This window comes from Flavobacterium sp. GT3P67, assembly GCF_004349155.1.
Classification (GTDB): Bacteria; Bacteroidota; Bacteroidia; order Flavobacteriales; family Flavobacteriaceae; genus Flavobacterium; species Flavobacterium ranwuense.
In genome coordinates, this window is sequence record NZ_SMLF01000004.1 from 247,815 (window position 1) to 261,758 (window position 13,944).

The 13,944-nt window shown below is 35.5% G+C and carries 14 protein-coding genes; 4 read left to right on the forward strand and 10 right to left on the reverse strand.

Annotated elements, in window-relative coordinates; genetic code table 11:
- Positions 1–25: 25 nt before the first annotated feature.
- From E0H99_RS09190 to E0H99_RS09215, 6 genes are all read right to left on the reverse strand, one after another.
- Positions 26–1,231 carry a tetratricopeptide repeat protein gene (locus E0H99_RS09190; RefSeq protein ID WP_131994171.1) on the reverse strand — a complete coding sequence of 402 codons (1,206 nt, stop codon included), beginning with the start codon at positions 1,229–1,231 and terminating at the stop codon, positions 26–28.
- A 169-nt stretch (positions 1,232–1,400) separates the two neighbouring features.
- Positions 1,401–2,078, reverse strand: coding sequence for a metal-dependent hydrolase (locus E0H99_RS09195; RefSeq protein WP_131994174.1), 678 nt, complete (start codon positions 2,076–2,078; stop codon positions 1,401–1,403).
- A gap of 84 nt (positions 2,079–2,162) precedes the next feature.
- A complete protein-coding gene (menA, locus tag E0H99_RS09200) occupies positions 2,163–3,113 on the reverse strand; it encodes a 1,4-dihydroxy-2-naphthoate octaprenyltransferase (RefSeq protein ID WP_131994178.1) in 951 nt (316 codons plus the stop codon).
- Positions 3,114–3,208: 95 nt separating this feature from the next.
- Positions 3,209–4,723, reverse strand: a complete 1,515-nt coding sequence (locus tag E0H99_RS09205; protein WP_131994181.1) for a PH domain-containing protein — start codon at positions 4,721–4,723, stop codon at positions 3,209–3,211.
- On the reverse strand, positions 4,723–5,244 hold the full coding sequence (locus tag E0H99_RS09210) for a PH domain-containing protein (protein ID WP_131994184.1): 522 nt from the start codon (positions 5,242–5,244) through the stop codon (positions 4,723–4,725). The genes E0H99_RS09205 and E0H99_RS09210 overlap by 1 nt, the downstream gene beginning before the upstream one ends.
- Positions 5,245–5,354: 110 nt before the next feature.
- Positions 5,355–6,185: a 1,4-dihydroxy-2-naphthoyl-CoA synthase gene (locus E0H99_RS09215; RefSeq protein ID WP_131994187.1), complete on the reverse strand. Its 831-nt coding sequence runs from the start codon at positions 6,183–6,185 to the stop codon at positions 5,355–5,357.
- Between the two features lie 257 nt (positions 6,186–6,442).
- On the opposite strand from E0H99_RS09215, the gene E0H99_RS17555 reads away from it, so the two are divergent.
- The gene (locus tag E0H99_RS17555; RefSeq protein ID WP_262708569.1) at positions 6,443–6,568 is read left to right on the forward strand and encodes a hypothetical protein; all 126 of its coding nucleotides are present in this window, start codon (positions 6,443–6,445) and stop codon (positions 6,566–6,568) included.
- A gap of 347 nt (positions 6,569–6,915) precedes the next feature.
- Here E0H99_RS17555 and E0H99_RS09220 read toward each other — a convergent pair whose 3' ends face one another.
- The gene (locus E0H99_RS09220) at positions 6,916–7,770 is read right to left on the reverse strand and encodes a S1 RNA-binding domain-containing protein (protein WP_114754132.1); all 855 of its coding nucleotides are present in this window, start codon (positions 7,768–7,770) and stop codon (positions 6,916–6,918) included.
- A gap of 375 nt (positions 7,771–8,145) precedes the next feature.
- On the opposite strand from E0H99_RS09220, the gene E0H99_RS09225 reads away from it, so the two are divergent.
- Positions 8,146–9,498, forward strand: coding sequence for a M20/M25/M40 family metallo-hydrolase (locus E0H99_RS09225; protein WP_131994190.1), 1,353 nt, complete (start codon positions 8,146–8,148; stop codon positions 9,496–9,498).
- Positions 9,499–9,576: 78 nt separating this feature from the next.
- Here E0H99_RS09225 and E0H99_RS09230 read toward each other — a convergent pair whose 3' ends face one another.
- Both E0H99_RS09230 and menD read right to left on the reverse strand, forming a co-directional pair.
- Positions 9,577–9,918 carry a DUF2853 family protein gene (locus E0H99_RS09230; RefSeq protein WP_131994193.1) on the reverse strand — a complete coding sequence of 114 codons (342 nt, stop codon included), beginning with the start codon at positions 9,916–9,918 and terminating at the stop codon, positions 9,577–9,579.
- A gap of 88 nt (positions 9,919–10,006) precedes the next feature.
- A complete protein-coding gene (menD, locus tag E0H99_RS09235; RefSeq protein WP_131994196.1) occupies positions 10,007–11,668 on the reverse strand; it encodes a 2-succinyl-5-enolpyruvyl-6-hydroxy-3-cyclohexene-1-carboxylic-acid synthase in 1,662 nt (553 codons plus the stop codon).
- Between the two features lie 94 nt (positions 11,669–11,762).
- On the opposite strand from menD, the gene E0H99_RS09240 reads away from it, so the two are divergent.
- Together E0H99_RS09240 and E0H99_RS09245 are read left to right on the forward strand one after the other, a co-directional pair.
- The gene (locus tag E0H99_RS09240; protein WP_131994198.1) at positions 11,763–12,260 is read left to right on the forward strand and encodes a GNAT family N-acetyltransferase; all 498 of its coding nucleotides are present in this window, start codon (positions 11,763–11,765) and stop codon (positions 12,258–12,260) included.
- A gap of 107 nt (positions 12,261–12,367) precedes the next feature.
- On the forward strand, positions 12,368–13,318 hold the full coding sequence (locus E0H99_RS09245; RefSeq protein ID WP_131994201.1) for a tRNA dihydrouridine synthase: 951 nt from the start codon (positions 12,368–12,370) through the stop codon (positions 13,316–13,318).
- 74 nt (positions 13,319–13,392) lie between these two features.
- On the opposite strand, the gene E0H99_RS09250 is transcribed toward E0H99_RS09245, so the two are convergent.
- A complete protein-coding gene (locus E0H99_RS09250) occupies positions 13,393–13,938 on the reverse strand; it encodes a glutathione peroxidase (RefSeq protein ID WP_131994204.1) in 546 nt (181 codons plus the stop codon).
- Positions 13,939–13,944: the final 6 nt, after the last annotated feature.

Here is a 13,944-nt window from a genome sequence, read left to right on the forward strand (position 1 = left end):
TGTATCTAACTAATTTTATCAAAACTTAATCCATCAACTTCAAAATTCTTTCAAAATCACCGGAAGTTATTCCTGCCTTTTTGAAAGCTGCAAAATCTTGTTTTACTTTTTGGGTCCAACTCAAACTATCCGTAACGTTTTGAGATTGATATTCTTTATAAATGGCTTTTGCCGAGGCATAATTATCATTCAACAAATAGGCGTGCGCCAAATTCAGCTGTATTAATAACTCCGTACTATCAAGCTTCTCGCCTTCTTTCAGGAATTTGATTGCTTTCCCGTATTGCTTCGTCAAAAGATAACTGTTTCCTATGGCATTGTAATCCAAAGCAGTTGCTTTTCCGTCATTGATGATCGTTGTCAATTTCAGGATGGCTTCGCCTTGCTTTCCTTGTTTTGCCAATAAAGTCGCTTGCTTGCGCAAATCGCCATAAACACTTTTAGAAAGACTGGTTTCACCAAAACAACTGTTCCCAAAATCCTTGAACGCTTTAGCACGCTCTACAGCCAATAATTTTTGAAATTCCTTAAACTTGTACTTGGATTGGATTTTATCGAGAATACAAACGCAAAAATCATCTGAATTGGTCATTTTTTGAGCCAAATTAGATGTTTTGCATTGATCGATGATTGCTTTTCTGTTTTCAAGCGTCCAGCCACGGCTGAGTTTATCATCAACCCACGGCACGACTTCAAGGATAATTTTTTGATTCATAATCCAGTTTTTACTTTCGAAACCAAACCATAAGTTCCCAGAATTGGATTGCATACAAGCTGATTTCTCAGCAGAAAGTCGCTTGGCATCTTTGCTAACCGGCGTATCTTGCACCAAACATGCGTCATCGGTTTTTCCGTTTTCTTTGTATTTTGTCGCTAAATCCGTGCTAGAAAAAACCGCATACTTGCATTTGTCATCTCCAGAGATTTTAGACAAAATAAAAACCGCTCCTGCCGAACCCTGACTGATTCCTGTTGGGTCTGGAATGGCTTTTAAAACCGAAACCAAACTACCCGCCATCTGCTGATTTTTATCCAAAAGTGTAATTCTGTATACTACTTCAGTAGTTCCTTCAGGAAAATCTTGGGTTTTTATAATAATTCTGTCTCTGGCTGAAACCGTAATTTCTTCCGTTGTAGCGCGGGTTTTATCCCAATAGCCGTCTTTTTGAGAGAAAACGGTATTTACTGTAATTAGAAACAGAAATAAAACAATGAAATATTTATTATGCATGGTTGATTTGGAATTCTTTATAAAAAATTTAACCGCAAAGTTCACAAAGTTTTTCGCAAAGTTCACAAAGCGTTACGTCAACGATACCCCTCCCTTTACTTGCTTGCTACAAAGCAAGTAAAGATATGAGCAGATAGCAGGAGATTGCTTCGAAAAACTCGCAATGACATTACAATTCGATGGAATTTCCTATTTCCAGCAACATCAAATCTTTTCCTTTATTGAAGAATTTACGAATGGCATCTTCATGATCAATTTCGATATAACCAAATGTATCGTAATGATAACCCAGAATTTTATCGCAATCCAAGAAATCAGAAGCGACAATAGCCTCTTCGACATCCATGGTGAAATTATCGCCTATGGGCAAAATTGCCAAGTCAAGTTTAGTGCGCATGGGTATAAGTTGCATATCCATGGTAAGCGCCGTATCACCTGCAATATATACGTTTTTATGTTCGCCTTCGATGACAAAACCGCCCGGGTTTCCTCCGTAAATGCCGTCAGGAAACGAACTGGAATGAATGGCATTTACGTATTTTAGTTTCCCAAAGTCAAAATTCCAGCTTCCGCCGTGATTCATGGGATGCGATTGAAACCCTTTTTGGGAATAATAACCGGCAATTTCAGCATTGGAAACGATTACCGCATTGGTTCTTTTGGCAATTGCTTCCACATCCAGAATATGATCTCCGTGTGCATGCGTTATTAAAATATAATCTGCTTTTAAAGTGCCAATGTCAATATGTGAAGCTTTTGGATTAGCAGAAATATAAGGATCTACAATGATGTGTTTTCCGCCAACTTCTATACCCAATGAGGCGTGACCGTAAAATGTTATTTTCATTTGAATTAAATTTAAAATTTGAAAAACTTAAAGATTGTAATTGAAATTGATTTTTAAAATTATCATTGCAATTGACCTTTGTTTTTAATAACTATTCACGATTAAATCCGAAAAGAAGAAAATCATACACAAAGCCAATAACACCGAAAGTGCAAAAGTACTAAGTGCCAGTTTTTTTAATTCAGGATCTAACTCCTTAGGATTTTGATTTTTATAAACAGTGAGTAAATGTTTCGTTAAAGGGATGTAGGCCAGTAGGAACAAGTATTGATCAAAATGAAAATCGTCAATAATTGCAAAAATCAATACCAAAACCATCGCTGTTACAATCAGGCAGTAATGATATATTTTTGCTTTGGCTCCACCAATTTTTACGACAATCGTGTTTTTATTTGATTTTCTATCTGATGCTTCGTCACGCATATTATTCAGATTCAAAACGCCGACGCTCAATAATCCAATGGCAATTGCAGGTAAAACCAATTCAAAATCCAATTGTTTGGAGTATAAAAAATTCACACCTAAAGTACTTACCAATCCAAAAAACACAAAGACAAATACATCGCCAAATCCACGGTAGCCATACGCTGTATTTCCAACCGTATACCGAATCGCAGATACAATTGAAAGAATCCCTAACACTAAATAAAATAAGGAATACCATAAATTAGTATCGGTAAACGCATAATAAATCAACAACATCGCCGAAAGCAACGTCAATGCCGAAGTAATTATAATTGCGCGCTTCATTGCTTGGGGAGTAATCACACTGCTTTGTATGGCGCGTTTTGGCCCTACTCTGTCTTCGTTATCCGTTCCTTTCATACCATCGCCGTAATCATTGGCAAAATTGGAGAGTATTTGCAATCCTAATGTTGTCAATATGGCAAAGCCAAACAGTCTCCAGTTAAAAACTTCTGTAGGCGTCAATATAGTATCTGTTGGGTGCGCCAAAGCATACATACTCCCAACTATTATTCCAGAAACCGATAAGGGTAATGTGCGTAAACGTGCGGCTTCAATCCAATGTTTCATATTTTTCTGTTTAAAAATTTAAATGTTCATTCGGTTATTTGAGTATTTGTTTAATCGTTTGCCGAATAAACAAATACTCAAATAACCTCTTTAAACTACATCCAATTACTATCGGAAGTTTCTATTTCGTACAACCAAAGGTTGACTTGTTGTTTTAGTATTGAATAATTCCCTAACTGAAAAGCTATATTTCCTCCTGCAGTATGCAATGTTATTGAACCAATATTCAACTTTTTATGCCAGAAAAGCTGCGAAGTTGTAATCGCTTGTATTTTACTGGGCTCAATAATATCATTGCTGACATCCCAAGCACCGCTTTGTTTTATTATAAAATTCTCGTTAATGAATAATCGGTTATTTATAAATTTAAAATACTGGATCAATCCAATAAAAACAGCATAAATCGGCACGACATAACTGTATTCAAAAAATAGAGGCTCAAGCCAATTCCCAATCGCCATAAATCCCAACAAAGGTAATCCTAATGAAAGAAAAACAGAAAAGACAAGTTTACGAAAATTAGGCTGAAGCATTAATCCTTTTTCCGGAATTTTATGGAACAATAATTTCAATATCGAATCTCTCTCGGTCTCACTGCATCCCGGAATTTCTATTACCGACTTGCGTTCCTCTTTTTCACCGCTGGTCGCTTGTTTGATTTTTAGTTCTAAAATTCCCATTTTCTTTTGGAAATAATTTCTGGTGACGGTCGTAATCTGAACCTTTTCGGGTTTAATAATCGTACTTTTCGTATTCAACAACCCAAAAGATAACAATAAAGACCCTTTTTGTCGGGTTATTTTATAATCATAATACTTAAAAACAGTACGTATTATATTTACAACCAAAACAATACCGAACAACAATGCAATCGATATTAAAATAGTTTGCAACACTAAGTTTTTATCGATGTAAGACCCCACTTTTTCTTTGTAAACATTGTTCGCATCTCCAAAATTTTGAAAATTCTCGTAAATCGTACTAAAGAAAATCACCAGTAAAGCGATACTTCTGCCATAATTAGACGTAATTCCAACTTTCAGCAAACTCAAAAAAGGTATTTTTATGAAAGGATGCGCAGCTTCAAATAGTTTTTGTTCAGTTTCCTCCAATGAAGTCTCTTCAATTCCAATTGTACTCTTTTTTTCTTCATTTTCCAACAAACGGAATTTCAACTCCAAAGCCAATTCATGCGAAATCGCTTTGATGGCGCCTTCTTTTTTATTGCTTCCTGCAGTATCTACATCCAATTCATAAACACCAATTAACTTTTGAATAAAAGACTGATTGATATTTACCTGTTGGATTTTACGCAGCTGAATAGCGGTTTTTGTTTTATTGAAAACTCCGTCTGTAATGATAAATTCTTCGTTTTCTGAATCTAAGAAAAAAGTAAAATTCAGATATTTCAAATAAGAAACAACTCCAATACTCACAAAGACGGCAATCATCCCAAGGAAAAGATACAATTTGTTAATCTCATCAAACTTGAAAATCCAAATCACAATCATAGGCCACAACGCTCTGGAATATTGCTGAAGCGTGTAAAAAAACATCACCAAAATTCCTATTACAGATTGTCTTTGTGGCTGACTAAAATCGACTCCCATTACAATTGCTTTTGTATTTTACCCATCAACAACTGCTTGATATTTTCGGCTTGTTCTTTTTCGATTCCCGGAATTTCAATATCACTGGAACTTCCACCGGCTGTGAAAATTTCTATTTTGGCCAGACCAAAAAAACGTGAAACTAATCCTTCATGCAACGCTACATGTTGTACTCGATTATAAGGAATTACGACGGTATTCACAGCAATAATCCCGTGTCTAAAAAGCACGTCGTGTTTCCTAAATGCAAATCCTTTTTTCTGGAATCCAATATAAGAAAACACAATAATCAAAAGTGAAATTATCGGAATAAAAGCTCCTAAAACTAACCAGACCCTTCCTGAGAACAGCTCTGGCTTGAAAACAGAAATTAGTACCGGAACAAGAATAAGTATTCCTATTATTATGGCGACATTGATTAATACTACTCTTATATATTTAGGATGTAAATTCGTAAAAGTGACTTCCTCAAATTTAGGAAGTTGATTGATATCAATTATTTCGTTTGTGAAATTTTCCATTTAAACTATTTTTTTTACCACAAAGACGCTAAGGCGCTAAGTTTTTTTATGCATTGTTTTGTGTCTTAACACTAATCCAGAAGTGTCTGAACTGAACACTGATTACTCCATTACGGCAACCATTTTTTCTCAAAATTTGGTTTTCTTTTTTCCAGAAAAGCATTTCTTCCTTCTTTGGCTTCTTCGGTCATATACGCCAAGCGAGTTGCTTCACCGGCAAAAACCTGTTGTCCTACCATTCCATCATCCGTAAGGTTCATGGCGAATTTCAACATTTTAATAGCCATCGGTGATTTTTGCAATATTTCCTGTGCCCATTCGTAAGCCGTATCTTCTAATTCATCGTGCGGAATTACCGCATTAACCATTCCCATATCCATAGCGTCCTGAGCCGAATAATTGCGTCCCAAGAAGAAAATCTCGCGCGCTTTTTTCTGTCCCACCATTTTGGCTAAATACGCTGAACCGTATCCTCCGTCAAAACTCGTTACATCGGCATCAGTTTGTTTGAAAATTGCGTGCTCTTTACTTGCCAAGGTCAAATCGCAAACTACATGCAAACTGTGTCCTCCACCCACGGCCCAACCGGGAACTACAGCGATAACTACTTTTGGCATAAATCGGATTAAACGTTGAACTTCTAATATATTCAAACGGTGCTGCCCGTCATCGCCCACATATCCTTGATGTCCGCGTGCGTTTTGATCGCCACCGCTGCAAAAAGAATACACGCCATCTTTAGATGAAGGCCCTTCGGCAGAAAGTAAAACGACACCAATAGACGTATCTTCCTGAGCGTCATAGAATGCATTGTACAATTCGGCAGTCGTTTTTGGACGGAACGCATTGCGCACATCCGGTCTGTTGAAAGCAATTCTGGCAACGCCATTGCATTTCTTATAAGTGATATCTTCGTATTCTTTGGTAGTGATCCAATCCATTACAATTGATTTAAATTATTTTAGTGTAAAAATAAATCATTTTTTACATTTTATCTATTCTATTTAGACAAGCTTATGGTAATCCTTCTCTGATTAAAGGCTCTAAAATGTTAAAAAACAATAAAAAAGCACCATTTTAACAGTCGGTAATTCAAATTATTTCTAAATTTAAATAATGCTAATCAGATGGATACAAATTGTTTATCTTGATTAATTATTGATTCTTCACTGATTTATTAACCTAAAAAAAGAATGCATTGAATACAATTAAAAATGTTGTCGCTCCTTTTTCTACGGTAATAGCTTATAAAAATATTTTTAAAGCCCCGATTAACGAGTTAATGTTACAACCATTTGCCCCAGCAGTAAAAAATAAAAAGTAACACCTACGGTTAAATAAAGATTTATTTTTCTTGTTCCTTGCGAAAGTGAGACATTAATAAACAATTGTTTTAGAAAATTATCTTCCAATATATACAAAACCAACGGCTTTATCGTGAAATTATTTCTTAACTCCTAAGCAAGTGATTGGACATTTAAAGACAAACTATTCTTTAGAGTACTTACGCTTAAGTTAATATTTTTAAAATAGTATAGAGCATACTATTATTCTTAAAGGCGGATAAAGCTACTTTAAACTTCAAATTTATTTTAGTGCTGCTAGAATTTAATATTCTAAAACAGCATTAAAAAGAGAAAGACTAACCGTTACGATTAGTCTTTCTTTTTTTTATTCCTTAACCAAGTAAATTCCGTCTTCCTTGATTTCGATTAATTTCTCTCGGTACAAAGCACCAATGGCTTTCTTGAAAGTCTTTTTACTCATTTTCAAAACCGTTTTAATGTCTTCCGGATGTGAATTATCAGTCAAACGCAAGAACCCTCTGCTGGCTCTTAATTCATCAAGAATTTTCTCCGCATTCGGCTCTATACTTTGATATCCTTGAACTTGCAATGCCACATCTATTTTATTATCAGGACGAATCGTTTTAATGTAACCACGCATGCGGTCACCCGTACGAATCGCATCATCATAGACTTCATCTTTATACAACAAACCTTTGTACTTTTCGTTGATGATCACGTTAATTCCTAATTCCGTGATATGGGAAACGATTAAATCTACCTCTTCTCCTTTTTCAACTGTAAGGTGGTCATTTTTTAAAAACTGATTCAATTTACTAGAAGCTACCAAACGATTGGTTTTTTCATCCATATAAAGGTAAACCAAGTAGCGTTTCCCTTTTTCCATAGGACGCGCCTGCTCTTTGAACGGAACCAAAATATCCTTTTCCATTCCCCAATCCATAAAAGCACCAATCTGATTGGTATAATTCACACGCAAAAGTGCAAACTCATTCAACAATATATACGGCTCTAATGTCGTGGCAACGGGTCTTTCTTCGTGGTCTAGATACACAAAAACAATCAACTCCTCACCTATTTCAAATTCGTTTGGCACGTATTTGTTAGGCAACAGAATATCATGAATTCCTTCAGGGTCTTCTTCTGGATTTCCCAGAAACAAACCCACTTTGGTATCGCGTAAAATGGTAAGCGTATTGTATTTTCCTATTTCAATCATTTTCTTTCAATTTCTAAAGTGCAAAGGTACGAAGTTTGAAAATAGTAAATTAAGAAACTGTCTACAAAAAAATAAAGCCTGAATCCGACAATTTTTTTATTTTCCAGTAGCATAACTTTCCGTTTTTTCATAAGGAGTTGTCCCGCTGTACACAGTATCTTTCCAGTCCTGAACTTGTTTCAGGATCCTGAAACAAGTTCAGGACTGGAAAGGATACTTGCTTCCATCAGGGCTAGATTAGAACGTTTTGTTTTTCAAAATGATTAATTCTTAAAAATCTTGAACATACTTAACGATGAACAATCCCTAAAATCCAATTTCCTCGCAATTTCTTTTTCTTTTTCCCTAACTTTGAGAAAACTAAAAAAACTATTAATGAAACCAACCTCAATTCTTTGTTTATTACTACTACTATTCATTTCTCAAACTAATTACGCACAAACCACAGTCGATGACCCGGAAATAAAAAAAATGGTCGCTGAAGTAAAATCGGAAAACATGGAGGCTACGGTTCGAAAACTCGTGTCTTTTGGAACCCGACATACTTTGAGCGACACCAAAAGTAACACGCGCGGCATTGGCGCGGCGCAACGCTGGGTAAAATCAGAATTTGATAAATATGCTTTGGCATCTGGCGGAAGACTGACTTCCGTTATTGATTTTTTCACCATCAAAGCCGATGGAAAACGTATTGCAACCGACAGCCAATTGGGTAATGTGATGGCAACCTTAAAAGGAACTGATCCTACGGATAATCGTGTATTAATTATAAGCGGTCATTTGGATTCTCGTGCTTCGGATGTAATGGATGCTAAATCAGATGCGCCCGGTGCTAATGATGATGCTTCCGGAGTAGCCGCCATGATGGAATTGGCCCGAATAATGAGTCAAAGAGAATTCCCTTTTACGCTGATTTTTGTGGCTGTAGTTGGTGAAGAGCAAGGATTGTACGGAGCCAAACATTTAGCCGATGTTGCCAAAGAAGGAAAATGGAATGTTATTGCCATGATCAATAATGATATGATTGGAAACAGTTTATCCAGTGGTACTTTATTGAGAGACAACACTAAAGTTCGCGTTTTCAGCGAAACAATTCCGTTCTTAGAAACGGAAGCCGAATCAAAAATGCGTAAATCGACCAATCGTGATAATGACAGTCCATCCAGACAATTAGCCCGATACATCAAAACGGTTACCAATCAATATGTGGAACAACTGGACATTAATTTAGTATATCGCAACGACCGATTTTTACGTGGAGGCGACCATACGCCTTTCAGTCAAAATGGGTTTACAGCCATTCGTTTTTGTGAAATGAATGAAAACTACGATCATCAGCATCAAAATGTGAGAAAAGAAAATAACATCCAGTATGGTGATCTTACTGAATTTATGGACTTTGAATACCTGAAGAAAGTAACCTGTTCTAACTTGGCTACTTTCAGTAATTTGGCTTGGTCTCCAAAAACACCAACAAACGTAGGAATTGAAGTGAAGGACCTGACTAATTTTTCTACTTTAATTTGGACCGCTCCTGAAGGAAAATCGGTTTATGGATACAACATTCTTATCAGAGAAACGGCATCGCAACATTGGGAAAAAGCAATATTCGTAAAAGATACTAAAGCTGAAATTCCCTATTCTAAAGATAATTTTTTCTTTGCTGTACAAGCTGTAGATGCATTTGGACATTCTAGTTTACCGGTTTTTCCAATGCCAATTCGTTAAAACCAGGACAAATAATAAACAAAAAAGCGTTTGCCGAGGCAAACGCTTTTTTTATGGGTAACATTCTCAAATTAAGTATTAATTGTAAACACTCTCTTTTTTGAAATGAACAGCCAATAAATAATAGAGCACTGCTCTATATTTATTTTTATTGGAACGGCCGTATATTTCCATAACAGCTTCTATTCCGGCATCTAAATGAGCTCCGTCAACTAGCTCTAATTTTTTGATTAGAAAGTTGTTTTTCACCGTATCCAATTCTGATTGTTGGCTTCCGGCGACAGTCGCTGAATCCGCATTATAAATGGACGGACCACAACCAATAGTTACTTTTGTCAACAAATCCATATCTGGATTTATACCACATTTGTCTTTCAAATCGGCAGCATACTTTACAATTAATTCGTCTCTTGCACTCATAAATAAGAGTTTAATGTTTGATTAATAGTTTTTTACACTCTCAAATTTAAACATTTAATCATGCCTTTTAACGAACACCCGAAAATAATTAGACCAATTCTTTAAAATATTGCAGTAAAATGCTGTTGTTTTCCAAAGTGGGTGTGAAAATTTCCAAAATACTTGGTTTTTCATTTTGAGCATACATAGCGGTCAAACTTGTTTCTAAACTCGTTTCATCACTCGCAATACTATATTCAAAACCATACATTTTAGCCAAATACTCTGCTCTCAAACAATGAGAAGTTTCAAAGAATGTATTAAAAACAGGAGTTTCTTCATGTCCGGGTAAAATCCTAAAAATTCCGCCACCTCCATTGTTGATTAGAATAATCTTGAAATTTTTTGGAATGTAATTATTCCATAACGCATTGCTGTCGTACAAAAATCCAACATCCCCCGTTATGAAAATGGTTTGTTTTTCATTGGCAATAGCCGCACCAATAGCCGTAGAAGTACTTCCGTCAATTCCGCTGGTACCGCGATTGCAATACACTTCAATCGAAGGATGGACATCTATTAATTGCGCATAACGAATGGCTGAACTATTGCTGATTTGTAATTGACTGTTCGTAGGCAAACACTGAATCACTTTTTCGAAAACTTTAAAATCCGAAAAAGGAATTTTAGAACGATACAAATCACTTTTTAGCTTTCGCAACACTTTTACGGCATCCAATTGCTTAAAATAATTACTTTCTATTGAATTTGTAAGTGGCAAGAAAGTATCAAAAAATACATTTGGATCTACTTCAAAATGTTTGGTCAAAGCGCCAAAAGTATCATACGCTCTCCAAGAATCAATATGCCAATGGTGTTTTGGTTTGTATTTTCTTAAAAAAGCCTTGATTCGTTTCGAAACGATCATTCCGCCAAAAGTCACTAAAATTTCTGGGCGAAAATCCTCAAAATCGTCATGGGTAAAAGGCGTAATTATCGTGTCAATGTTGCTTATAAAAGTATCATGATGTAAGTTAGAAGTGGTTTCAGTCAAAACTACAACTGACTCCTCTTTGGCAAAAGCTTCAATTATTTTTTCGTTGATGGCATTGGGTTCATTCACGCCAACTAAAATCAATTTTTTGGTGGAATTGTTCCAAATCGTTGCAAATTCCGAAACTTCTTCAATGGAAATTGTCTGAGTAGCATTTGCGGAAGCGATGATATTCACTTCTACTGAAAGTTCCGAAACGGTTTCATACAAAGGTTCTTCAAAAGGCGCATTGATGTGAACGGGACCTTTTTGAGTGATTGCCGTATTGATGGCTTCGTTGATTTTTAAATCATTTTCGGTCGAAGCCACTTCGTGTAAATTAGCATTGTACAATGAATGGTTTTCAAATACATTTTCCTGTCGAATCGTTTGTCCGTCACCAATATCAATTTTGCTTTGCGGTCTGTCTGCCGAAATCACTATCAAAGGAATCTGGCTGTAAAATGCTTCCGCAAAAGCCGGATAATAATTCAATAAAGCAGAACCGGAAGTACACACCAAAGCCACTGGCTGTTTCGTTTGTTGTGCAATTCCCAATGCAAAAAAAGCAGCTGCACGTTCGTCAGCAATACTGTAACATTGAAAGTCAGGATTACTCACAAAACCTATTGTTAACGGTGCATTTCTAGAACCCGGAGAAATAATTATGGTGGTGATTCCTTTGGCCAAACAAATTTCAATAATGCTTTGTGCTAAAGGTATTTTGGGGTAAATCATTGTTTTAGTTTCAAAAGAACAAAGATACAAAGTTGCAAAGGTTTTTCTCTTATCTTAAATAGTTTTCTTAAATTTGAAGGAAAATAGATTCTATATGGAAATCAAGATAAGACCGGCTGTTTTTACCGATTTAGATACAATATTGGAAATCATCAATCACCAAATACTTCACAGTACTTCGATTTATGATTATGAGCCACGTGATTTTGAAACCCATAAATTGTGGTTTGAAGAAAAATTGGCCCATGATTTACCTGTAATTGTAGCTGAAACTGAAAATGGAACGATTGGATACGCTACTTATGGCTCTTTTCGTCATAAAATAGGCTACCGCTTTACGGTGGAACATTCTGTTTATGTTGCAGAAGAATTTTTAGGAAAAGGTATTGGAAAATTATTATTGGCTGAACTTATCCAATTGGCAAAAAAACAAGGATATCACACTATGATTGGCGTTATTGACTCCGAAAACAAAGGCAGTATCGCTTTTCATAAAAAATATGGTTTTGAAACAGTTGGCGTTATTAAAGAATCTGGCTATAAATTTGATCGTTGGCTCAGTTCGGTTTTTATGCAATTGATTTTAAAGTAAATCAATTTGTACCACAATTTGCTTCATTTTCTAATATGTTTGACTTTAAAAACTTTATGACTTTAAGACCTGAGACTTTATAGTATATTTGCACAACTAAAAATTTCATGGACTATACCTTACTTTCATCACCTTTACAGGGATTTACTGACTTTCGTTTTAGAAATGCCCAAAACAAAATTTTTGGAGGAATTGACACGTTTTACTCGCCTTACATTCGCTTGAACGGAAAAATGGTTATCAAACCGTCATACGAAAGAGACCTGCTCCCTGAAAACAATATTGGTTTAGAGGTAATTCCGCAAGTTATAACGAACGATGCCGATGAATTTTTATTCGTGGCTAAATATGTTCGAGAATTGGGTTATAAGGAATTAAACTGGAATTTAGGATGTCCTTATCCTATGGTTACCAAATCTGGTATGGGTTCCGGGTTGATCAGCAATCCAGAGAAAATCAACAACATCCTTCACAGAGCACACACTGAATCTGACATTATTGTGTCTATGAAAATGCGTTTGGGTTATGATAACAGTGAAGAAATTCTTGATGTTTTGCCTATTTTAGATACCTACCCTATTAAGAATATTGCAATACATGCACGCATTGGGAAACAACTTTATAAAGGTGGCGTGAATCTGGATGCGTTTCAGCAATGTATTGATAACACAATACATAAACTGTATTACAATGGGGATATCACTTCACTGGCTAAATTTCATGAAATGCAAGAACGTTTTCCTACCATTGACCATTGGATGATAGGCAGAGGATTAATTTCTGATCCATTTTTACCAAGTATGATAAAAAACAATACTTCTGAATATCCTGCAGACAAAATGGAACTGTTCAGTGCGTTTCACGATACTTTATATGCTATTTATAGTGAATCCCTTTCTGGTTCGACACATATTTTATTAAAAATGTACCATTTATGGGAATACTTTTCGGCTACATTTTCTAATCCGCATAAGGTTTTGAAAAAAATAAAAAAAGCGCAAAGTATCCGAAATTACGAAGCAGCTGTTGCAGAAATCTTCAAAAATGAAAAATTTTAATTTGTAACTGTTTTAAAATAAAAAAGCGATTTTCGGGAAATTGAAAATCGCTTTTTTATTTTATTATTTCTTGATTATCCTTTAATCCAATTTACAATTGAAGCATCTGTTGGTAACGTTTTTGGAGAAATCACTTTTTCTAATTCTCCTTTTTCGTTGATTAGGTATTTTTGAAAATTCCATTCCACAGTTGAATCTTGTAGTCCATTTTTAGATTTTTGAGTCAAAAACTGATAAATAGCAGCCATATCATCGCCTTTTACAGAAACTTTATCCATCATAGGAAACGTTACTCCGTAATTCAGTTGGCAGAAAGTAGCAATTTCTTCATTCGTTCCTGGCTCTTGTGAAGCAAAATTATTAGCTGGAAATCCTACAATCACCAATCCTTTGTCTTTGTATTCTTTGTACAATGCTTCCAAATCTTTGTATTGTGGCGTCAAGCCACATTTTGAAGCAGTATTCACAATCATGATTTTTTTACCTTTCAAAGAAGCAAAATCAAAACTATTTCCTGATAAATCTTCTACTTTGTACTGATAAATATTCTGCTTCGTCTGAGCTTCGCTTTGAATGCTAAAAAGAAATATAGCACAACTGGCTAATACTATTTTTTTCATAATTAT

Bases quoted from the DNA above. Each gene is read 5' to 3' on its own strand.
- E0H99_RS09190 (WP_131994171.1), bottom strand. From the start codon at position 1,231: ATGCATAATAAATATTTCATTGTTTTATTTCTGTTTCTAATTACAGTA.
- E0H99_RS09195 (WP_131994174.1), bottom strand. From the start codon at position 2,078: ATGAAAATAACATTTTACGGTCACGCCTCATTGGGTATAGAAGTTGGC.
- menA (WP_131994178.1), bottom strand. From the start codon at position 3,113: ATGAAACATTGGATTGAAGCCGCACGTTTACGCACATTACCCTTATCG.
- E0H99_RS09205 (WP_131994181.1), bottom strand. From the start codon at position 4,723: ATGGGAGTCGATTTTAGTCAGCCACAAAGACAATCTGTAATAGGAATT.
- E0H99_RS09210 (WP_131994184.1), bottom strand. From the start codon at position 5,244: ATGGAAAATTTCACAAACGAAATAATTGATATCAATCAACTTCCTAAA.
- E0H99_RS09215 (WP_131994187.1), bottom strand. From the start codon at position 6,185: ATGGATTGGATCACTACCAAAGAATACGAAGATATCACTTATAAGAAA.
- E0H99_RS09220 (WP_114754132.1), bottom strand. From the start codon at position 7,770: ATGATTGAAATAGGAAAATACAATACGCTTACCATTTTACGCGATACC.
- E0H99_RS09225 (WP_131994190.1), top strand. From the start codon at position 8,146: ATGAAACCAACCTCAATTCTTTGTTTATTACTACTACTATTCATTTCT.
- E0H99_RS09230 (WP_131994193.1), bottom strand. From the start codon at position 9,918: ATGAGTGCAAGAGACGAATTAATTGTAAAGTATGCTGCCGATTTGAAA.
- menD (WP_131994196.1), bottom strand. From the start codon at position 11,668: ATGATTTACCCCAAAATACCTTTAGCACAAAGCATTATTGAAATTTGT.
- E0H99_RS09240 (WP_131994198.1), top strand. From the start codon at position 11,763: ATGGAAATCAAGATAAGACCGGCTGTTTTTACCGATTTAGATACAATA.
- E0H99_RS09245 (WP_131994201.1), top strand. From the start codon at position 12,368: ATGGACTATACCTTACTTTCATCACCTTTACAGGGATTTACTGACTTT.
- E0H99_RS09250 (WP_131994204.1), bottom strand. From the start codon at position 13,938: ATGAAAAAAATAGTATTAGCCAGTTGTGCTATATTTCTTTTTAGCATT.